Source organism: Streptomyces sp. NPDC059897 (assembly GCF_042730865.1).
Classification (GTDB): domain Bacteria; phylum Actinomycetota; class Actinomycetes; order Streptomycetales; family Streptomycetaceae; genus Streptomyces.
Genome location: NZ_JBHWKQ010000019.1, coordinates 51,185 through 71,488 on the forward strand (window position 1 = coordinate 51,185; position 20,304 = coordinate 71,488).

The following is a 20,304-nucleotide window of genomic DNA, read 5'->3' on the forward strand; positions in this document are numbered from 1 at the left end:
CCGTTACCGACACGGGGCCCCGGTCCCCACGTGCATCCTCCGCAATCGTCCCCGCAAACGGCAAGGCCCGCCTGGTCACAATGGACCGGGCGGGCCTTGCCGTGCGAAGAACGCTCAGGTCAGCGTCTGCGCGGCGGACTCCGAGGAGTCCTTCAGGAACTGCGTGCAGCGCTCGTACTCCTCCTGCTCACCGATCTCGCCCGCGGCCCGCGCGAGGGCGTGCAGGGCGCGCAGGAAGCCGCGGTTCGGCTCGTGCTCCCACGGCACCGGGCCGTGGCCCTTCCAGCCGGCGCGGCGCAGCGAGTCGAGGCCGCGGTGGTAGCCGGTGCGGGCGTAGGCGTACGACTCGACGATGCTGCCGCGCTGGTACGCGTCGTCGGCGAGCTGCGCCCAGGCGAGCGAGGAGGTCGGGTACTTCGCGGCGACGTCCGCGGGGGCCGTGCCGGACGCGAGCAGCTCGCGGGGCTCCGGGTCGTCCGGGAGCTCGGTCGGGGGCGGGCCGCCGAGGAGGTTCTCGTGAAGGTTCATGGGGTCAAGTGTGACGCGCCTTCCCGGTTGCCCGTCGAGCGCCCCGGTGACATGCGTCTGCATGCGGCGACATGCCACGGGCCCGGCTCCCCGAAGGGGGACGCCGGGCCCGCGAGCGCAAGTACTGGCGGAAGGACTACTTGATGCGCGTACCCGTCGAACGCAGGTTCTCGCAGGCCTGGACGATGCGGGCGGTCATGCTCGCCTCGGCCTTCTTGCCCCACACGCGCGGGTCGTACGTCTTCTTGTTGCCGACCTCGCCGTCGACCTTCAGGACGCCGTCGTAGTTCTCGAACATGTGGCCCGCGATCGGGCGCGTGAAGGCGTACTGGGTGTCGGTGTCGAGGTTCATCTTCACGACGCCGTTCTCGAGCGCGGTGGTGATCTCCTCGACCGTCGAGCCGGAGCCGCCGTGGAAGACGAAGTCGAACGGCTTCGAGCCGGCCGGCTGGCCGTACTTCGCGGCGACGCCCTCGTTCAGCTCCTTGAGCAGGTCGGGGCGGAGCACGACGTTGCCCGGCTTGTAGACGCCGTGCACGTTGCCGAAGGACGCGGCCAGCAGGTAGCGGCCCTTCTCGCCCAGGCCCAGGGCCTCGGCGGTGCGCAGCGCGTCGTCGACCGTGGTGTAGAGGTTGTCGTTGATCTCGTGCGAGACGCCGTCCTCCTCGCCACCGGTCGGCGTGATCTCGATCTCGAGGATGATGTTCGCGGCCTTGGCCTTGGCGAGCAGCTCCTGCGCGATCTCCAGGTTGTCGGAGAGCGTCTCCGCCGAGCCGTCCCACATGTGGGACTGGAACAGCGGCAGGCCGCCGGCCTCGACGCGCTTCTGCGAGATCGCGAGCAGCGGGCGCACGTAGCCGTCCAGCTTGCCCTTGGGGCAGTGGTCGGTGTGCAGCGCGATCTTGTTGCCGTAGCGGGCGGCGGCGACGTGCGCGAACTCGGCGAGCGCCTCGGCGCCCACGACCATGTCCTTCACGCCCTGGCCCGAGAGGTACTCGGCGCCGCCGGTGGAGATCTGGATGATGCCGTCGGACTCGGCCTCGGCGAAGCCCTGCAGCGCCGCGTTCAGGGTCTGCGTCGACGAGACGTTGATGGCCGGGTAGGCGAACTTCCCCGCCTTGGCCCGGTCGAGCATCTCGTTGTACTGGTCCGGGGTTGCGATGGCCATCTGCCGTCTCCTCGTAAAGCGCGCGGGTTGCGGGGCTCGGGTTGTCGTTCTCGGTGACCCTCACCAAGCGTCAAGGGGTGACATCATCGTCGACCCCATCTTTCCAGACTTGTGCGGATGCTCCAGTCCGGCGAAGGTCCCGAAGTACGGGACCCGGGTCCGGGGTCTCAGTCGAGGCCGAGCTCGTCCTTCGAGAAGGCGAAGAGGTACGGCACCCCGGCACCCTCGGTGATCTTCTCGGCGGCGCCGGTCGCCCGGTCCACGATGGTCACGACGGCGACGACCTCGGCACCGGCCTCGCGCACCGCCTGGACGGCCTCCAGCGGGGAACCGCCGGTGGTGGACGTGTCCTCGACGACGACCACGCGGCGGCCCTTGATCTCCGGACCCTCCACGCGCTTCTGCATGCCGTGCGCCTTGGCGGCCTTGCGGACGACGAACGCGTCGAGGCGCTCGCCGCGGGCGGCGGACGCGTGCAGCATGGCGCCGGCGACCGGGTCGGCGCCCATGGTGAGGCCGCCGACCGCGTCGAACTCCAGGTCGGCGGTCAGGTCGAGCAGGACCTGACCGACCAGCGGGGCGGCCTCGCCGTCGAGGGTGACGCGGCGCAGGTCGACGTAGTAGTCGGCCTCGATGCCGGAGGACAGCGTCACCTTGCCGTGCACCACGGCCTTGTTCTTGATCTGCGTCAGCAGCGCGTCGCGCACGTCGTTCGTCGTCATGCCTACGAGCTTAAAGGGCGCGTTTTACAGGTGACGCCAGGTCCAGGTGGTGCTCGCCTCCAGCGGCTCGACCGGGGTGACCAGGCGCGGCGCCGTGTTCAGCCCGTTCGGCGGGCCGGTCTGCGGTTCGACGCAGACGGCCGCGTCCTGCTCGTCGTAGACGACGACCCACTGCTCGGGGCTGGTCACCTCGACCTGGAGGGCGCCCGGCCAGTTCAGCGTGACGTCGACGCCGTCGGGCATCCCGAAGCAGTCGTCCCACGGGCCCGGGGTCGCCTCGATGCGCTTGCCGGTCGGCAGGTGGTCCGCGCCGCGCTCCTCCTGCCAGGCCGGGTCGAAGGCGATCTGCACGCTGCTGCCGCCGTCGGTGATCGTCCGGTTGAACCAGGGGTGCCAGCCGGCCTGCGCCGGGAACGAGTCGCCGTACGTCTCGATGCCCAGCGACAGGGTCAGCGAGTCCTCGGAGAGCGAGACGAGCTGCGTGACGCGTCCGCTGTACGGCCACGGGTCGGTGAGGTCGTACGTGAACGCGGCCTCGGTGCGGGTCTCGCGGGCGGTGGTCCACTCGGCGCCGCGGCCGAAGCCGTGGATGGCGTGCGGCGGGGAGTTCAGCGGCATCTGGTGGACGTGGCCGCCGTTGCGGAACTGTCCCTCCCTGATGCGCCCGCACCACGGCACCATCGGGAAGCACCCGTACTTCTCGCCCTGCCGCAGCAGCTCGGTGCCGGAGATCTTCAGGCTGCTGATACGGCAGCCGTTGCCCGGCGCCACGGTCACTTCCGCGTCGCCCGCGGTCAGCGTCGTTTCCTGTGTCGTCACGGCTCCTGAGCCTATGCCGGGGACCGTCAGCGGCGCCTGCGCAGGGCCCGGCCGACGACGATCGCCGAGGCGAGCGCGACGGCGGCCGCGGGGGCGGCCCAGCGCAGCGTGGCGCTGGTCGTGACGCCCTCGGGGGCGGGCACCGGGGCGTACCGGCCGCGCGGCGGCGCGTGGTCGACCTCCTCCGCGCTGCGGCCGATCATGGTGCGCCGGGCGTGCGCGGCGACCGGCTCCGCCGGGAGCTCGGTCCCGGATCCCGCGACGGGGTCGAGGGACGGCGGCGGAATCTCGGCGTCGAAGACGGAGGAGTGGTCGTGGACGGCGTCCTCCTGGGGCTCCGGTACGACCGGTTCACCGACCGGGCTGCTCCCCGCGCCCTCGACGGTGTCATCGACGGGCCCGGCGGCAGCGCCCATGCCCTCTCCGTCCTGGGTGTCGTCGTCGGGATCGGAACCCGGCTCCTGGCCGGTCGCCCCGAGATTCTCCGCGAACCGGTTCAGCAGGCGGTGGGCCGCCGCCTTCACGGCCTCGCGCGGCAGCTCGGCGACGCGGCCGTCGCCCGATCCGGTGCCGGAGAAGGTGACCGCGGAGCCGCCCGCCGCCGCGGCGACCCGCGCGGTCAGGGCGAACTTCACGCCTCCCGTGCCGCGGGCCTCGCTGCCGTCACCCGTCACGGCGAACGACCCGTCCGCCGACTGCGTCACGGTGACGCTGCCGCGGTACGTGATGGTGTGCCCGCCGATACGTACCTTCAGGCGGCCTCCGCCACCGGCGGCGTCACGCTGGTACCCGGGCAGGGCCCGGTCGACGCGTTGGGAATCGCAGAGCACCGCCCGCAGGGACTCCGCCGGAACCGGAACGAACACCTCATGCTCCATGCCGCCGAGCCTAGCGACCCCATCGCTCACGTGTACCCCCTTCGCGGCCCACCTTTCGACTTTCCGGCGGACACGACTCCTCCTGTGCTACCGCAACGACCCCTGCCCGCCTTGGACCGCGACGACACGGATGGCACCACCCACGGCCACGGCGCGACGGGCTCGATGTTCGGGGGAGGGGGCGGCGGGGCCGCGAGACTGGCTCAACGCCGGGGAACCCAGCGGGGCCGCGCGACCGGCTCGACGCCGCGAGGGAGCCAGCAGGGCCGCGCGACCGGCTCAACACCGGGGAACCGAGCAAGGCCGCGCGACCGGCTCGACGCTGGGAGGGAGCCAGCAGGGTTGCGCGACCGGCTCGACGCCGCGAGGAGCCAGCGGGACCGCGCGACCGGCTCAATACCAGGAGGGGCAGCGAACCGAGCGGCGCCTCAACGCCCCGGGCCCAGCCACACCGAGCCGTCGCCTCAACGCCCCAGGCCCCAGCCACACCGAGCCGTCGCCTCAACGCCCCAGGCCCAGCAACGCTGAGTGGCCAGCTCGACGCCCAGGCCAGCACCCCCCACGCCCGCCCCCGGCGGACCGAAGCCCCCGGAGGGGGCGGGAGGGTGGGAGACGACCGAGGCCCGGCGCAGCCGAAAACCACGCCCCCGCGAACCAGCACCACCCACCCCACCCCCGACACGGCCCCCACAACCCCGCCGCCGCACAACAACACCGGCGGACACCGCACCACGGGCACAACCCCGGCGGACCGAAGCCCCCGGAAGGGGGCGGGAGGGTGGGAGACGACCGAAGCCCGGCGCAGCCGAAAGCCACGCCACCGTGAACCAGCACCACCCACCCCACCCCCGACACGGCCCCACAACCCCGCCGCCCCGCAACAACACCACCCACCCGGACCCCACCCACCCGCCCCCGCCAGCCAGGCGTCAGTCGGTGAAGCGGGGGTGCACCAGCGTCGACGGTGCGAACCCGGACCCCGTCCGCACCATCCGCTCACCCGCCAGGGGCCCCGGCCTGACCCACCCGGCCACCACGAACCCCACACCCCCGTCGCCGCGATACGCCACCGCCCGCAACCCCGCGGAGCGCACCGTCGCGGTCGCCGTCCCCAGCGGCGCCGCGCCCCCGCCCACCCGCGCCACCACTCGCCCCCGGTCCGCGAGAACCCGCCCCACCAACCCGTAGAACTCCTGCGAGTACAGCTTCGTGCTCGCCGTGCTGCCGGGGTCGGGCAGATCGCACACCACCACGTCGTACGGCACCGCCCGCGGCGCGCCCCGCAGCCACGCGAACACGTCCCCCGTCATCACCCGCACCCGCGGGTCCCCGAACGCCCGCCCGTTCAGCCGGCTCAGCCCCGGGTCGGTCCGGGCGAGCCGCACCACCTCCGGGTCGGGGTCGACGACGTCGACCCTGCGCACACCACGCGCGCGCAGCGCCTCGCGCGCGGCCAGCCCGTCGCCCCCGCCGAGGATCAGGACCCGCGCCCGCGGCCCCCCGTGCAGCGCGGGCCCGACGAACTGCCGGTAGGGACGGCCCCGTTCACGACCGTCCGCCCGCAGCCGCCCGTCGAGGAAGAGCGACGTGGGGCGCCGCCCGCCGCCCGTGAGCACGACCTCCTGCGCCCCGGTCTGCACGGCGACCCGCACATCCGCCCCGAACAGGGCGTGCCGCGCCGCCCGCTCGAAGTCGTCGACGAGCACCCAGGACGTGGCGAGCACGCCGAGCACCGTGACGTTCGCGACGATCAGCAGCCAGCGGGCCCGCCGGCTCAGGTCCCGCCGGAACAGCCCGAGGACGAGCACCGCTCCCGCCACCGCGTTGACCGCCCCGGTCAGCAGCGCCCCCGTCAACTGCCCGAGCAGCGGCAGGAGGAGGAACGGAAAGGCAAGCCCGCCGACCAGCGCGCCCACATAGTCCGCCGCGAACAGGTCGGCGACCGCCCCGCCCGCGTCCTGCCGCCTGATCCGCTGGATCAGCACCATGAGGAGCGGCACCTCCGCCCCGATCAGCACCCCGATGGCCAGCGAGAACGCGACGAGCAGCCAGCGCGGCCCGTCCGCCCAGGCCCCGCCCCAGTCCCCGGTCCACGCGAACACCGCGTACAGCGCCATGGCGCTGCAGCCGCCGACGAGCGCGAGCAGCGCCTCGATCATCCCGAAGCCGACCGCGGCCCGCAGCCGCAGCCGCTTGGCGGCGAGCGAACCGAGGCCCATGGCGAAGACCATGACGGAGAGCACGACGGAGGCCTGGGTGACCGAGTCGCCCATCAAGTACGAGGCGAGCGCCACCAGTTCGAGCTCGTAGACCAGACCGCAGGCCGCGCAGACGAAGACTCCTGCGAGGACGAGGAAGCGGCCGGTGCGCGGCTTCACCGGGAGCGGGGCCCGGACCGGACCACCCAAGGGCCTGGGGCCTGAGGTCGTCACGGGCGGGTGCGGTTCGATCACCCTGGAACGCTACGTCACCGCACGACTCCACCCGGTCACCCACACGTGTGGAACCGACGTACCGCAGGCATACCCGCGACCCACCCTTCCACCGCGAGCCGGCCCGCGCGGCTACAGCGCGGCGGCCACCGGCATCCGCGCACCCACCCGCGTACGGGTAGCGACCAACTGGCCGTCCTGCGGGTAGGCGTGCCAGGTGCGCCAGTGCACCTGTCCCTCGTGCCGCTGGGCGAGCATCGCGGTGAACGCGTGCGGGCTGCCGGGGAAGACGCCGGCGAGTCCGTGCGGGTGGTCGGCGACCAGGGCGAGCAACTCCTGTGCACGGCCCGCGAATTGACCCGCGGTCAAATGCTCGACGCGGGCCGCGAATTCGTACTCCCAGTCGCCGAGGCGCTTCGCGACGCCCAGCGGGAGCGGCGTACTGCTGCCGGGGATGCACGCCACGGTCTCCGAACAGGTGCCGCGCTCCTCCTCGAGAAGTACCTGGTGAGAGGCCCCGAGTAGCCTCAGCTGAAGCCTGGCATCGTCGATGTCGAGGTCAAGCGTGGCGAGCGCGGGCAAGGGCTCCCGGCCGAGGGCCCAGGCCAGATCGGCCGCACTCGTATCGGTATAGGCGGTGTTCAGGGTCGTGAGCATGGGTCGGCTCCGCTAGCACGCAAAGGGAGGTGGGGCCGGCTGGATCAAAGGGGCCGGCTCGTGCCCACGAGAACGCGATAACTACGTAGTACGAGGGCTGCGTTGACGGTTAAAGGGAATCATGGGGGGCGACGCCGCCACAGCGTTTTTACCCAACTTCGGAGGGTTTCCATCCCCCCGAGGGCAGCACAGCTCAATTGTTCAACTTCCACGAGCATCTTTCGCGCCCGGCGCACAACCTCCGAGGGCACAACCGGACAAGCGTGCGGCCCACGCGGACCGACTGCCCCGTGTCAGTCGCCTCCGCGCGGGCCGCACGCCCGTTCAAGGTGTGTCGGCGTGCGTCAGCTTCCGCCGCCCCCGCACCCACCGCCGCCACCGCCACCGCCACCGCCACCGCACGACGAGCTGCCTCCGCCACAGGAGGAACCACCCCCGCACGAGTGACCGTGATGCCCGCCGCCGGAGTCACCGGACGAGGAACACGCGTAGGAACCGCCGCCGCTCGCGGCACCACCACCGGCCCACCAGCTGCTCCGGCCGGCCCGGTTCTTCTTCAATGAGGTACTGCGCGAACGGCCACTGCCGCCCGCCCTGGCCGTTCCGAGCACGATGGCGACAACCAGCGCCACGAAGACCACGATGAAGAACACGTCCATCACCGGCCCTCCTCTCTCTTCCCCCGTATCCCCCGAGGGGCCGCCCCGAGCGGGCGTGACAGGGAAATGCCCCCGCCCGAACCGGGCCAAGCAGGAGTTGAGCAAGTCCAGAGGTTCGGCGCAGGATGGCCGCCATGACCTCCAGCGCACGCCCCCTCCTCAACCGCCGCCTCGCCGAGTTCGGAACCACGATCTTCGCCGAGATGTCCGCGCTCGCCGTCAAGACCGGCGCCATCAACCTCGGCCAGGGCTTCCCCGACACCGACGGCCCCGAGCAGGTGCGCGAGGCCGCCGTACGGGCACTGCGCGAAGGGCACGGCAACCAGTACCCGCCCGGCCCCGGCATCCCCGAGCTGCGCACCGCGATCGCCGCCCACCAGCAGCGCCGCTACGGCATGGAGTTCGACCCCGACCGCGAGGTCCTGGTCACCGCGGGCGCCACCGAGGCCATCGCCGCCTCCCTCCTCGCCCTCGTCGAACCCGGCGACGAGGTGATCGCCTTCGAGCCCTACTACGACTCGTACGCGGCGAGCATCGCCCTCGCCGGCGGCACCCGCGTCCCGGTCACGCTGCGCCCGACCACCGACGGGGACGCTTCCTTCCGCCTCGACCTCGACGAACTGCGCGACGCGATCACCCCCCGCACCCGCCTCCTCCTCATCAACACCCCGCACAACCCCACCGGCACCGTCCTCAGCCGCGCCGAACTGACCGCCATCGCCGAACTCGCCGTCGAACGCGACCTCCTGGTCGTCACCGACGAGGTCTACGAACACCTCACCTACGGCGACGCCGAACACATCCCGCTCGCCACGCTCCCCGGCATGCGCGAGCGCACCGTCACCATCGGCAGCGCGGGCAAGACGTTCTCGTTCACCGGCTGGAAGGTCGGCTGGATCACCTCCACGCCCGAGCTCGTCACGGCGGTCCGCTCCGCGAAGCAGTTCCTCACCTACGTCTCCGCGGGCCCCTTCCAGTACGCCGTCGCCGAGGCCCTCGCCCTCCCCGACACGTACTTCTCCGACTTCCGCGCCACCATGACGGCCAAGCGCGAACTCCTCGCCACCGGCCTCGAGGACGCCGGCTTCACCGTCTTCCGCCCCCAGGGCACCTACTTCATCACCACCGACATCCGTCCCCTCGGCTTCGACGACGGCTTCGCCTTCTGCCGCGCCCTCCCCGAACGCTGCGGCGTCGTCGCCGTCCCGAACGCCGTCTTCTACGACGACCGCACGGCCGGAGCCCCCTTCGTCCGCTTCGCCTTCTGCAAGCAGGACGAGGTCCTCAGCGAGGCGACGGCACGGCTCGCCAAAGTAGGCAACCGGTAGAAGAAGGCCCGCACGACAGGCATAGATGTCCCGTGCTCCACGCGTCCTTGTGGGCGTCAGAGAACGGGAGGGCCAATGGATCCGCAGGATCAGCTCAGGTTCCAGGACTTCGTCGACGCCAGGTGGGGCACCCTGCTCCGCCTGGCGAACCTGCTCACCGGCGGCGACCGGCACGAGGCCGAAGACCTCGTGCAGACCGCCCTGATGAAGACGCTGGGGCGCTGGCGGCACATCGACGACCCCGAGGGGTACGTCCGCAAGGTGATGTACCGGCACCAGGTCAGCCGCTGGCGACTGCGCCGCCCGCACCGCGAGCCGACCTTCGACGCCTCGCGCACGGTGTGGCGCGAGGAGGGCACCGCGGACGGCACCGCCGACGCCGATCTGCGCATCACCATGGCCAAGGCCCTGGCCCGGCTCACCCCGCGCCAGCGCACCATGCTCGTCCTGCGCTACTTCGAGGACCTGTCCGAGAGCGAAGTGGCGACCACCCTCGACTGCTCGATCGGCACCGTACGCAGCACCACCCACCGCTCCCTGGCCCGGCTGCGCGCACTCGCGCCGGAACTCGACGCCCGGCACCCCGCCCCGGCCACCGATCCCGACCGCCCCGCGAACGGCACGGCGCCGAAGGGAGCCCACGCATGAACGCCGACCAGCTCGACCGCACCCTCCGGGACGTCCTGCGCACCTGGACCCCCGACACCACCACCGCCGCCCCCACGGACCTCGCCGGCCGTCTCGTACGCCGCCGCAGGCGCCGCACCACCCTGCGCGTCACCGGCGCCGCCCTCGGCCTCACCGCCGTCGTCTTCGGCACCGTCGTCGTCACCGGCACGGGCGGCCGCGACCACGCGTCGCCCGCCCACGTCAGCCGCGAGGGCAAACTGCGCTGGCAGACCACACTGCCCGGCAGGACCACGTGGGACGCCTGCGCCACCGGGCCCGGCGCCGTGTACTGCCGGGGCGCCGGCTACGACGGCGTCGGCATCGACACCCGCACCGGAAAGGCCGTCTGGCAGCGCAAGGCCGCGCACCCCGACGGAGGCGGCGCCCCGGCGGGCTCGGTCCCCGGCGTCCGCGACGGCATCCTCTACTCCTACGCCGACCACGCCCCGGGCACCTCGTACCCCGGCACCGACGTCGTCGCCATCGACCTCGACAGCCGCAAGGTGCTCTGGAAGCACAAGCTGGCCGACGACAGCCGCGACGCCGACTCCGCCGTCCTCTTCGACGGCGGCATCCTCGCCAACACCCCCACCTTCAAGAGCACGGCGGCCCTCGACCCCAGGACCGGCCGCACCCTGTGGACCCACAAGTGGAAGCAGGCCGACTGCACCGCGGCCGCGATCGACGGCGCCCCGCACCTGATGTGCTCACCGGACAGCGAGAAGACACCGCAGCGCAGCACCGTCGTCCGCCTCGACCCGGCGACCGGCCGCCCGCACACCGTCGCGACGATCAAGGGCATGACGTCATACGTCGGCAGGGACGGCGACACGGTGCTGCTCAGCGCCCCGGCCGGAAAACAGGGGTACGCCGGCGACCCCGGCCCCACCTACCTGATCCGCGTCGACACGGACACCGGGAAGGTGACACGGCACCGCGCCGACGGACCGCGCGGCGGCGTGATCGCGGACGGCGTCATGCTCCTGGTCCGCACGGACGGCACGGCCCTCGCATGGTCGGCCGCCGACGGGAAGCAGCTGTGGGCGACCCCGACCGGCCTCAGGCTCCGCAAGGACCCCACCGGCCCCGACACCTACGAACTGCCCTCCGCCGCCGCCGTGAACCTCGCCGACCGGATCGCCTACTTCCTCGACCCGACCGGCAACATGGTCGGCCTCGACCTCGACGACGGCACGGTGCGCTGGCGCGGCAAGGCGGACCTGCCCAAGCGCCCGGTGGACGGCGGCATCGCCCCCGAGCTGATGACCGCGGGACGCCACGGCCTCATCGGCCAGTCCGGCGAGAACCTGTTCCGCATCGACCCGAAGCCGACGGCCCACGGATCGTAGGCACGACGAAGCGCCCGGCCCCTCACGGGACCGGGCGCTTCACCCTTCACGGCTCAGCGGCTCACTGGGAGTCGTTGCCGTCCTCCGGCTTCTCCGCGGAGTCGACGTCGGCCTCCAGGCCGAGCTGCTCCACCAGCCAGCGGTCGAACTCGATCGCGGCGCGCACCCAGCTGACCGTCGACGACACGAAGTGCTCGAGCGAGACCCCGGTGCCGATCAGCATCTGCGCCTCGCCGATGAGGCGGACGGTGCCGTCGTCGTGGGTGTGGCTGTAGACCTTCGGCCACAGGGTGCGGCGGTTCCAGTCGTCGATCGACTCGAGCAGCTGCGGCTTGATCTCGATGCCGTGCGGCCGGTCGTAGAACGTCCGCACCGAGAAGACCTGCTGGTCACCCTCGCCGCGGAACATGAAGTACGTACGGAACTCCTCCCACGGCGCCGCGAGGTCACCCTCCTCGTCGGTGACGTACTTGAGCTCCATCTGCTCCAGGAGCTGCTTGACCAGTTCCTGGTCGGGAACGACGGGACCGGCCGGTCCCGCGCCCTCCTGCGGGTCGGGCTGTCCCCCGAAGTTGGGAATCGAGGACGGGTCGATGCTCACTTGCTTGGTCCCTTCGTACGGATGCCGCCATCCTCTCCCACCGAGGCCCCCCAAGGGCAAGCCCGCGCCCCTTCACAGGGACGCGGGCGTTTCGCGGCGGTCCGGGTTACAGCGTCTTCCCCGTCGCCGCCCCCACGATCAGCCCGTCGCCGAATGTGTCGACGCGGACCGTGTCGCCGTCCTTGATCTCGCCGGAGAGGATCTCCTTGGCGAGGCGGTCGCCGATGGCGGTCTGGATGAGGCGGCGCAGGGGGCGGGCGCCGTAGGCCGGGTCGTTGCCCTCGTCCGCGAGCCAGGCCAGGGCCTCGTCGGTGATGTCCAGGGTGAGGCGGCGGTCGGCGAGGCGCTTCGCGAGGCGGTTGAGCTGGAGGTTCGCGATGCGCTGCAGCTCGTCCTTGTCGAGGGCCGAGAAGACGACCAGGTCGTCGAGGCGGTTGAGGAATTCGGGCTTGAAGGATGCGCGGACGACCTCCAGGACCTGCTGCTTCTTTTCCTCGGCCGACGTGAGGGGTTCCACCAGGTACTGGCTGCCCAGGTTCGACGTCAGGATCAGGATCGTGTTGCGGAAGTCGACCGTGCGGCCCTGGCCGTCGGTGAGGCGGCCGTCGTCGAGGACCTGGAGGAGGATGTCGAAGACCTCGGGGTGGGCCTTTTCGACCTCGTCCAACAGCACCACCGAGTACGGGCGGCGGCGGACCGATTCGGTGAGCTGGCCGCCCTCCTCGTAGCCGACGTAGCCGGGAGGCGCGCCGACGAGGCGGGCGACGCTGTGCTTCTCGCTGTACTCCGACATGTCGATGCGGATCATGGCCCGCTCGTCGTCGAAGAGGAAGTCGGCCAGGGCCTTGGCCAGCTCTGTCTTGCCTACGCCTGTGGGGCCCAGGAAGAGGAAGGAGCCGGTGGGGCGGTCGGGGTCGGCGATGCCTGCCCGGGTGCGGCGGACCGCGTCGGAGACCGCGCGGACCGCTTCGGTCTGGCCGATGAGGCGCTTGCCGAGTTCGTCCTCCATGCGCAGGAGCTTCTGGGTCTCGCCTTCGAGGAGGCGGCCTGCCGGGATGCCGGTCCAGGAGGCGACGACGTCGGCGATGTCGTCGGGGCCGACCTCCTCCTTGACCATGGTGTCCTTTGAAGCCTCCTCCTCGGCCTCGGAGGCTTCCTCCAAGTCCCTTTCCAGGGTGGGGATCTCGCCGTAGAGGAGCTTGCTCGCGGTGTCGAAGTCGCCGTCGCGCTGCGCGCGTTCGGCCTGGCCGCGGAGTTCGTCGAGCTTTTCCTTCAGTTCACCGACGCGGTTGAGGGACTGCTTCTCCTTCTCCCAGCGTGCGGTGAGGCCGCGCAGCTCCTCCTCCTTGTCGGCGAGGTCGCGGCGGAGCTTGTCGAGGCGGTCGCGGGAGGCCGGGTCGGTCTCCTTGGCGAGGGCCATCTCCTCCATCTTCAACCGGTCGACCGAGCGCTGGAGTTCGTCGATCTCGACGGGGGAGGAGTCGATCTCCATGCGCAGGCGGGATGCCGCTTCGTCGACGAGGTCGATGGCCTTGTCGGGGAGGAAGCGGGAGGTGATGTAGCGGTCGGAGAGGGTGGAGGCGGCGACGAGGGCGCTGTCGTTGATCTGCACCTTGTGGTGCGCCTCGTAGCGTCCCTTGAGGCCGCGGAGGATCGCGATGGAGTCCTCGACGGAGGGTTCGGCGACCAGTACCTGCTGGAAGCGGCGTTCCAGGGCCGGGTCCTTCTCGATGCGTTCGCGGTACTCGTCGAGGGTGGTCGCGCCGACCATGCGGAGTTCGCCGCGGGCGAGCATCGGCTTGAGCATGTTGCCGGCGTCCATGGCGGAGTCGCCGCCCGCGCCCGCGCCGACGACGGTGTGCAGCTCGTCGATGAAGGTGATGATCTGGCCGTCGCTCTCCTTGATCTCGGAGAGGACGGTCTTGAGGCGTTCCTCGAACTCGCCGCGGTACTTGGCGCCGGCGACCATCGCGCCGAGGTCGAGCGAGACGAGCCGCTTGTCCTTGAGGGACTCCGGTACGTCGCCCTTGACGATGCGCTGGGCGAGGCCCTCGACGACGGCGGTCTTGCCGACGCCGGGCTCGCCGATGAGCACGGGGTTGTTCTTGGTGCGCCGGGACAGGACCTGGACGACGCGGCGGATCTCCTGGTCACGGCCGATGACCGGGTCGAGCTTGCCCTCGCGGGCGGCTGCCGTGAAGTCCGTGCCGAACTTCTCCAGCGCCTTGTAGGACCCTTCGGGGTCGGGTGTGGTCACCCGGCGCCCTCCCCTGTTCTTGGTGAATGCCTCGGCCAGCTTCTTCGCACCGGCCCCGTTCTGGGTGAGCACGTCGGCGGCGGCGCCGCCCTTGGCCGCGATGCCGATGAGCAGGTGTTCCGTGGAGAGGTACTCGTCGCCGAGGTCCTTGGCGCGCTCGGAGGCGTCGGCGATGACGGCGAGCAGTTCGCGGTTGGGCTGGGGCGGCGCGACGGTGGATCCGGTCACGCTGGGCTGGGCGGCCAGGGCCCGCTCGGCGCCGGCCCGCACCTGTGCCTGGTCGGCGTCGACGGCCGCCAGGAGGTCGGTGATGTTCTCGTTGTCCTGGCCCTCCAGCAGGGCCAGGAGGAGGTGGGCCGGGGTCAGATCCGGGTTGCCCCCGGACACGGCCCGGCTGCTCGCCGCGTTGATCGCGTCGCGGCTCCGGTTCGTCAGCTCGGCGTCCACGTGCCTGTTCTCCTCCGTGTCCTAGGGAAACTGTGTACTAGGGAAACTCACTCTGACTCTTCCAACGTGCACAAAGTTGAGTCTATTCCACTCAAGGCCGGTCGCGACAGCGCCCCGGGCCCTGACCTCCGGGACGGGTTCCCCGGTACCTCGGATAGGTTCCCGTTCATGGCCAAGCGCATCGACCTCGACGCCCCCGGTTCCGCGTTTCTCGACTTCTGGCGGGAGCGGCACCTGTGCACGCTGACGACGCTGCGGGCGAACGGCACGCCGCACGTGGTCCCGGTCGGGGTGACGTACGACGCCGAGGCGCGGGTCGCCCGGGTCATCACGGGCAAGGGCACCCGGAAGGCGGCGCACGTCGTCGAGGGCTCGGGGCGGGTCGCGGTGTGCCAGGTCGACGGCCGGTGGTGGGCGACGCTGGAGGGCGCGGCGACGGTGCGCACGGAGCCGGCGGAGGTCGCGGACGCGGAGCGCCGGTACGCCGAGCGCTACAAGACGCCGCGGCCGAATCCGGACCGGGTGGTCATCGAGATCGCGGTGGACCGGGCGACGGCGAACCTCCCGAAGGAGCCGCAGGACAACGCGTAGAACGACGGCCCCGGACAACGCGTAGAACGACCGCAGCGGCGCCACCGTGTCAGGTACACGGTGACGCCGCTGCAGGGGGGAAGCACCTGCGCGATCTACAACGACGGGGGCATCGCGTCAGGCACTGCGGGGGGTGGCTGTGGAGCGTGGGTGGGACTGCGAGGGCTCGGGTGCCGCCTCGCCGACCAGTTCATGGTCCCGCTGGTCGAGGTTGACGAAGATCATTCCGTATCGGACGACCGTACGTACCGGCTGTGGGGCTCCGCGCGGTCGGCGCAGACACCGGTAGGCCCTGATGTCGTCGCCCTCGCGGACCACGATGATGGGCTCTCCGAACAGGGTGACCATGAGGGAGTCACCGTCGCTCGGAACCGCGGTCACGAGGTCGATGGTGTGCCAACCGGAGCGGTAGGCGATCGCCATCTCCCGGCGTAACGACCGGTCGTCGGGCGGGGTGATCATGCGCCCGTGTCCGTGGGCGCGGAGTTCCAGATCGCATCGGCGGGAAGTGCCTGGACGGTCGTGGGCGCCACGTTCCAGATCGCGTCCGCCTGGGTCGTGGGCGCGGAGTTCCAGATGGCGTCCATCGGCCCGATCGCGCCGAGGACCAGCCCGGCGGAAAAAGCGCCGGCAACAACGGCGCGAAGTATTCCCTTACGCATAGCGGGTCCCGTCCTCGCTTTCATGGATTCTCTCCCCCGGCTCTCCACGACGATGGCTCATTCGGCCACGCAAACACCACAGGGTCGATGCATCATGTTCCTGCACGTTCAGGACCCTGGGGGGTGGAGCTATGCCCAATACCAGCTCAAATCAGGCACATCCACACGCCATGACCGAGCTGTGCGACGCCGGGAGGCATTTGTACGCGACGGCCCTGCGCTCAGGACGCATCGCGCGCAGCGAAATCTCCTCGGCTCCCTGCCTGCTGGACTTCGCGCTCCTGCATCCCGATCCTGATGACTCCGCCTGGCTCCGGCCGGTTCCGCCGACGGCGGCGCTCTCGCAACGACTGCATCCGCTCGAACGCGAGATACAGGAAAGAAGGGCTCTCGCGATCGAACTCACCGATGCCTTCGAGCCATTCCTGGCCATCAGCGCCCAGCGGCAACCGACCACCCACTCCATCACGGTGCTCGAGGGCAAGGAGCGGATCAACAGCGCCATCGAAGCGGCCCTCGCCGAGTGCAAGACCGAGATGCTCACCGTCCAGCCCGGAGGGGGCCGGGACGAGCACACGCTCACCAAGGCCCTGCGGATGGGCAGGGAGATCACCGATCGCGGCATCACGATGCGCACGCTCTACCAGCACACGGCGCGGCACAGTCACGGCACCCTCGCCTACGCGGAAGCCCTGGCCCAGGGAAACGTCGACATCCGCACCCTTGAGGAGCTCGTCGAGCGGCTGATCATCTTCGATCGTTCGGTCGCGTTCATTCCCGCGCGCGAAGACCGGCAGGCCGCCCTGGAGTTGCGCCACCCGGGTCTTGTCGAATATCTGGCCAATGTCTTCGAGCAGCTCTGGCAGCGCGGGGTCCCGCTGCTCGACGAAACCCCCTACGGGCCACCGACCGACGGCATCACGGGCGTCCAGCGCTCCATCGCCAAACTCCTCGTCGAAGGCCACGTCGACGAGGCGATAGCCCGCCGGCTCGGGATGAACGTACGCACCTGCCGCGCCCACATAGCCAAACTCGCGGCCGCCCTCGGCAGCGGAAGCCGGGCCCAACTCGGTTATCTCATCGCGCAGTCCGGAATGCTCGAGACAAACACCCCCGCACCGAGCAGAGGGAGCGAGTCGTGACCCTCAGGGCTCATGCGCACGATGTCGGCGAGGTGTGCGAGGCGGGCATGCGGCTCTACACCCGCGCCCTGCGCGAGGGCCGCGTACCGCGCGCGGACTCCGAGCCGGTTCCCTGCCTCGAAGCGCACGCGCTGCTGCGCCCGGACACCGGGGACCCCGGGTGGCTGCGACCGGTTCCCCCCGCGATCGCGCTGCCCCGGCTGCTGCGGGCCGTCGAGGAGAACATCGCCCTGCGCCGCAGCCAGGAGGCGAAGCTGGCCGAGACCTTCGCCCCGCTGATGGCCCTGGACGCGGAGCGGGCGGCCGTCCCGGACGCGCCCATGATCACCGTCCTGCTCGGCTTCCAGCGCATCAACGACGCGATCGGCGAGGCCATGTCCACCTCGTCGACCGAGCTGCTCACCATCCAGCCGGGCGGCCACCGCCCGGCCCCCCTGCTCGCCTCGGCCCTGCCCAAGGAGCAGCAACTGCTGGCCCGCGGCTGCCGGATGCGCACGCTCTACCAGCACACGTCACGCCACTCGCAGGCCGTGCTCGCCCACTTCGAGCAGCTGGCCGGTGACGTGCAGGTCCGCACGCTCGACGAAGTGACCGAGCGGCTCATCATGCTGGACCGCACCGTCGCGTTCATCCCCGCGAACCAGGACCGTACGGTGGCCCTGGAACTGCGGCATCCGGCGCTGATCTCCTACCTGGCGACCACGTTCGAGCGGCTGTGGCGGCTGGCCACGCCGATGTTCCCGCAGACGGCGGTCGAGGAACCGGCCTCGGACGGCGTCACGACGCGCCAGCGCACCATCGCGACGCTGCTCATCGAGGGCCACACGGACGCGGTGATCGCGGAGCGGCTCGGCATGAACATCCGCACGGTCCGCGTGCACATCGCGAAGCTCGCGGCGACGCTGGGCAGCGAGAGCAGGGCGCAACTGGGCTTTCTGATCGGCCGCTCGGGCATCCTGGAAGACACCGACTAGCCGGTCACGCGGTACGTGGGGGGCTACTTCAACCCGGCCTCCACACACGCCTGTTCGTACTTCGGCGTGCAGATCTGCGCGACCGAGAAGATCTTGTCCTTGACGACGGTGCTCTTGATGTTGTCCTTGGTGAGCGCGACGACGCTGACGCTCGCCGTCCTGATCTGCTTGGTGGTCGGGCTGTCGGTGCGGTCCATGGCCAGCGCCTCGAACTCGATGTCGCGGCCCTGCGAGACCCGCACCGCCATCTCGGCGGCGGTCTGCGCCTCGTCGGGGTACGGCTTGTAGACGCTCATGTACTGCTCGCCGGTCAGGATCCGCTGCACGGCGGCCAGTTCGGCGTCCTGCCCGGTGATCGGCGGCAGCTTGCGGACGCCGACCTCCTCCAGGGCCTCGATCACGCCACCCGCCATGCCGTCGTTGGCGACGTAGACGCCCGCGATGCTGTCGACGCCCAGCGCGCTGATCGCCTGCTCCATGTTGGCCTTGGCGTTGGACGGCTTCCAGCCCGCGGTGTCGTACGACTTCGCGACGGTCACGGCGTTGCCGAGTTCCGCGCGGGCGGCCGCCTTGAACTGCGCGGCGTTGGGGTCGCTGGGCGAGCCGTTGACCATCACGACCTTGTCGCGCTTGGTGGCCTTGGCCCCGCCGAGGGCGGAGATCAGCGCCTTGCCCTGGGTCTGGCCGACGAGCTCGTTGTCGAAGCCGACGTAGGCGTCGACGGGGCCCTGGGCGAGCCGGTCGTACGCGATGACGTGGATGCCCGCGCTCTTCGCCTTGCGCACGGCCGGGGCGATGTCCTTGGCGTCCACGGCGTCGACGACGATCGTGTCGACCTTCGCGGCGATCATCTCCTGCAGCTGCTTGCGCTGGAGGGCCGCGTCCTGCTTGGCATTGGCGTAGACCAGCTCCCCCTTGCCGTGCGTCAGCTTCGCCACCTGACGCTCGAAGATGGGGTGGTCGAACTTCTCGTAGCGGGCGGTCTCCTTCTCCGGGAGCAGCAGACCGATCTTGACGTCGTTCCCCTTGCTGGCGGACGCGCTGGGCTCGCTGTCGTCGCCCGGCAGCACGCCGCCGCAGGCCGAGAGCGAGGCGACCAGGACGGATGCGGCGCCGGCCATGGCGGCACAACGCATACGCGTGTTCATGTGCGGATACCTCCCTGACGTGGCCGCGACGGTGCGGCCGAGGTGGCTCGAAAGCCAACTCGCCCGCCCACGGACCGTCAAGAGGTGAAGCCACACCGCAACGAAAACGGGTCCATTACTTCTTCACATGAAGCCGAAGACGGCGAATACCGGACACCTTCCCGCAAGCCACACAGGAACTTCACAGAACGATCAGGCCACCCGGCCCGCTCAGGCCTCGAACTCGGTCAGGTCGATCGCGTGCACCCGCAGGCCGCCCTCCGCCCCGCCCGGCAGCGAGGTCATCCCCAGCTTGTGGACAACCTTCAGCGAGGAGGCGTCGTCCTCCGCGACGACCGCGACGACCCGGTCGATGCCCCGGTCCTGAAGCGCGAACTCCAGCGTGGCCTGCGCCGCCTCCGAGGCGTACCCCTGGCCCCAGAACTGCCGCGCGAGCCGCCACTGGATGCCGACGTGGCCCGCCACCTGCGGCGGGGCATCGGGAACGTACAGGCCGACGGCGCCCGCCAGCTCGCCGGAGCCGAGAAGCTCGACGGCGAAGACCCCGAAGCCCTCGTCGTCCCACTCCTCCTCCCAGCGCTCGATGTCCTCGGCGGTCCCGTCGAGGGAACGCGGAACGCCGTCGCCGATACGGCGCATCACGGCGGGGTCGGTCTGGATGTCCGCGAGCGGGGCGAGGTCGTCGTCGGGGTGCCAGCGGCGCAGCAGGAGGCGGGGGGTGCGGATCTCGGTCATGGGTCCATCCTGCGGCATCGCAAAGGGCCCCGGAGACGACGCCTCCGGGGCCCTTCACGTGCGTACGGCTACTGGTCCTGCGACCGCCTGTTCTTCGGCCGCCACACCACCAGCGCGCTCGTCTGCTGGACCTCCTGGTACGGGACCAGGTCCCGGCGGTACGAGGCGTGCACCGCGGCCTCGCGCTGCTGGATCGCGGAGGCCGCGCTCTCCACTGCCGAGGAGAGTTCGGCCACCCGGGACTGCAGCGCGGCGACCTGGTTCTCCAGCTCGATGATGCGCTTGATACCGGCGAGGTTGATGCCCTCGGCCTGCGACAACTGCTGGACGGTGCGCAGCAGTTCGATGTCGCGGGCCGAATAGCGGCGGCCGCGCCCGGCCGTGCGGTCGGGCGAGACCAGGCCTAGCCGGTCGTACTGGCGCAGGGTCTGCGGGTGCAGGCCGGACAGCTGTGCCGCCACCGAGATGACGTACACCGGCGTCTCGTCGGTCAGTTCGTACGGATTGCTGCGCCGACGACCCGGCTGCCCGTCCATCA

General features: G+C 71.0%; 20 protein-coding genes. 6 read left to right on the top strand and 14 right to left on the bottom strand.

Annotation, left to right across the window (positions count from 1 at the left end; translation table 11 throughout):
* Nucleotides 1–114: 114 nt before the first annotated feature.
* From ACFV9W_RS21740 to ACFV9W_RS21770, 7 genes are all read right to left on the bottom strand, one after another.
* Nucleotides 115–528, bottom strand: coding sequence for a DUF3151 domain-containing protein (locus ACFV9W_RS21740; RefSeq protein WP_385763289.1), 414 nt, complete (start codon nucleotides 526–528; stop codon nucleotides 115–117).
* Nucleotides 529–664: 136 nt separating this feature from the next.
* Complete coding sequence (fbaA, locus tag ACFV9W_RS21745) at nucleotides 665–1,696, bottom strand: class II fructose-bisphosphate aldolase (RefSeq protein ID WP_385763291.1); 1,032 nt, start codon at nucleotides 1,694–1,696, stop codon at nucleotides 665–667.
* 167 nt (nucleotides 1,697–1,863) lie between these two features.
* On the bottom strand, nucleotides 1,864–2,418 hold the full coding sequence (gene pyrE, locus ACFV9W_RS21750) for an orotate phosphoribosyltransferase (protein WP_385763293.1): 555 nt from the start codon (nucleotides 2,416–2,418) through the stop codon (nucleotides 1,864–1,866).
* Nucleotides 2,419–2,442: 24 nt separating this feature from the next.
* A complete protein-coding gene (locus ACFV9W_RS21755; protein WP_385763295.1) occupies nucleotides 2,443–3,237 on the bottom strand; it encodes an aldose 1-epimerase in 795 nt (264 codons plus the stop codon).
* 26 nt (nucleotides 3,238–3,263) lie between these two features.
* The gene (locus tag ACFV9W_RS21760; protein ID WP_385763297.1) at nucleotides 3,264–4,115 is read right to left on the bottom strand and encodes an SRPBCC family protein; all 852 of its coding nucleotides are present in this window, start codon (nucleotides 4,113–4,115) and stop codon (nucleotides 3,264–3,266) included.
* Nucleotides 4,116–5,044: 929 nt separating this feature from the next.
* A complete protein-coding gene (locus ACFV9W_RS21765) occupies nucleotides 5,045–6,568 on the bottom strand; it encodes a polyamine aminopropyltransferase (RefSeq protein WP_385763299.1) in 1,524 nt (507 codons plus the stop codon).
* A 111-nt stretch (nucleotides 6,569–6,679) separates the two neighbouring features.
* The gene (locus ACFV9W_RS21770) at nucleotides 6,680–7,204 is read right to left on the bottom strand and encodes a DUF2617 family protein (RefSeq protein WP_385763301.1); all 525 of its coding nucleotides are present in this window, start codon (nucleotides 7,202–7,204) and stop codon (nucleotides 6,680–6,682) included.
* A 784-nt stretch (nucleotides 7,205–7,988) separates the two neighbouring features.
* Here ACFV9W_RS21770 and ACFV9W_RS21775 point away from each other — a divergent pair.
* The 3 genes from ACFV9W_RS21775 to ACFV9W_RS21785 all read left to right on the top strand — a co-directional run bounded on the left by ACFV9W_RS21775 (nucleotide 7,989) and on the right by ACFV9W_RS21785 (nucleotide 11,209).
* Nucleotides 7,989–9,191 carry a pyridoxal phosphate-dependent aminotransferase gene (locus tag ACFV9W_RS21775; protein WP_385763303.1) on the top strand — a complete coding sequence of 401 codons (1,203 nt, stop codon included), beginning with the start codon at nucleotides 7,989–7,991 and terminating at the stop codon, nucleotides 9,189–9,191.
* 75 nt (nucleotides 9,192–9,266) lie between these two features.
* Entirely contained in the window at nucleotides 9,267–9,839 is a 573-nt protein-coding gene (locus ACFV9W_RS21780) for a SigE family RNA polymerase sigma factor (protein ID WP_385763305.1), read from the top strand.
* Nucleotides 9,836–11,209, top strand: coding sequence for a PQQ-binding-like beta-propeller repeat protein (locus tag ACFV9W_RS21785; protein WP_385763307.1), 1,374 nt, complete (start codon nucleotides 9,836–9,838; stop codon nucleotides 11,207–11,209). The genes ACFV9W_RS21780 and ACFV9W_RS21785 overlap by 4 nt, the downstream gene beginning before the upstream one ends.
* A 61-nt stretch (nucleotides 11,210–11,270) precedes the next feature.
* Here ACFV9W_RS21785 and ACFV9W_RS21790 read toward each other — a convergent pair whose 3' ends face one another.
* Nucleotides 11,271–11,810, bottom strand: a complete 540-nt coding sequence (locus ACFV9W_RS21790; protein ID WP_385763309.1) for a YbjN domain-containing protein — start codon at nucleotides 11,808–11,810, stop codon at nucleotides 11,271–11,273.
* Nucleotides 11,811–11,916: 106 nt separating this feature from the next.
* Nucleotides 11,917–14,514, bottom strand: a complete 2,598-nt coding sequence (clpB, locus tag ACFV9W_RS21795) for an ATP-dependent chaperone ClpB (RefSeq protein WP_385763311.1) — start codon at nucleotides 14,512–14,514, stop codon at nucleotides 11,917–11,919.
* A gap of 168 nt (nucleotides 14,515–14,682) precedes the next feature.
* Between clpB and ACFV9W_RS21800 the strand changes: the two genes are divergently transcribed.
* On the top strand, nucleotides 14,683–15,105 hold the full coding sequence (locus ACFV9W_RS21800; protein ID WP_385763313.1) for a pyridoxamine 5'-phosphate oxidase family protein: 423 nt from the start codon (nucleotides 14,683–14,685) through the stop codon (nucleotides 15,103–15,105).
* 117 nt (nucleotides 15,106–15,222) lie between these two features.
* On the opposite strand, the gene ACFV9W_RS21805 is transcribed toward ACFV9W_RS21800, so the two are convergent.
* Together ACFV9W_RS21805 and ACFV9W_RS21810 are read right to left on the bottom strand one after the other, a co-directional pair.
* A complete protein-coding gene (locus ACFV9W_RS21805) occupies nucleotides 15,223–15,567 on the bottom strand; it encodes a hypothetical protein (protein WP_385763315.1) in 345 nt (114 codons plus the stop codon).
* Nucleotides 15,564–15,692: a hypothetical protein gene (locus ACFV9W_RS21810; protein ID WP_385763317.1), complete on the bottom strand. Its 129-nt coding sequence runs from the start codon at nucleotides 15,690–15,692 to the stop codon at nucleotides 15,564–15,566. The genes ACFV9W_RS21805 and ACFV9W_RS21810 overlap by 4 nt, the downstream gene beginning before the upstream one ends.
* Before the next feature lie 245 nt (nucleotides 15,693–15,937).
* Here ACFV9W_RS21810 and ACFV9W_RS21815 point away from each other — a divergent pair, with 245 nt between their 5' ends.
* Both ACFV9W_RS21815 and ACFV9W_RS21820 read left to right on the top strand, forming a co-directional pair.
* Complete coding sequence (locus ACFV9W_RS21815; protein ID WP_385763319.1) at nucleotides 15,938–16,909, top strand: helix-turn-helix transcriptional regulator; 972 nt, start codon at nucleotides 15,938–15,940, stop codon at nucleotides 16,907–16,909.
* Nucleotides 16,906–17,883: a LuxR C-terminal-related transcriptional regulator gene (locus ACFV9W_RS21820; protein WP_385763321.1), complete on the top strand. Its 978-nt coding sequence runs from the start codon at nucleotides 16,906–16,908 to the stop codon at nucleotides 17,881–17,883. Before ACFV9W_RS21815 ends, ACFV9W_RS21820 begins: the two co-directional genes overlap by 4 nt.
* A gap of 23 nt (nucleotides 17,884–17,906) precedes the next feature.
* Here the strand turns inward: ACFV9W_RS21820 and ACFV9W_RS21825 are convergent, their stop codons facing one another.
* The 3 genes from ACFV9W_RS21825 to ACFV9W_RS21835 form a co-directional block, all read right to left on the bottom strand.
* Nucleotides 17,907–19,031 carry a sugar ABC transporter substrate-binding protein gene (locus tag ACFV9W_RS21825; protein WP_385763323.1) on the bottom strand — a complete coding sequence of 375 codons (1,125 nt, stop codon included), beginning with the start codon at nucleotides 19,029–19,031 and terminating at the stop codon, nucleotides 17,907–17,909.
* 210 nt (nucleotides 19,032–19,241) lie between these two features.
* The gene (locus ACFV9W_RS21830; protein ID WP_385763325.1) at nucleotides 19,242–19,766 is read right to left on the bottom strand and encodes a GNAT family N-acetyltransferase; all 525 of its coding nucleotides are present in this window, start codon (nucleotides 19,764–19,766) and stop codon (nucleotides 19,242–19,244) included.
* Nucleotides 19,767–19,834: 68 nt separating this feature from the next.
* A complete protein-coding gene (locus tag ACFV9W_RS21835; RefSeq protein ID WP_385763327.1) occupies nucleotides 19,835–20,302 on the bottom strand; it encodes a heat shock protein transcriptional repressor HspR in 468 nt (155 codons plus the stop codon).
* Nucleotides 20,303–20,304: the final 2 nt, after the last annotated feature.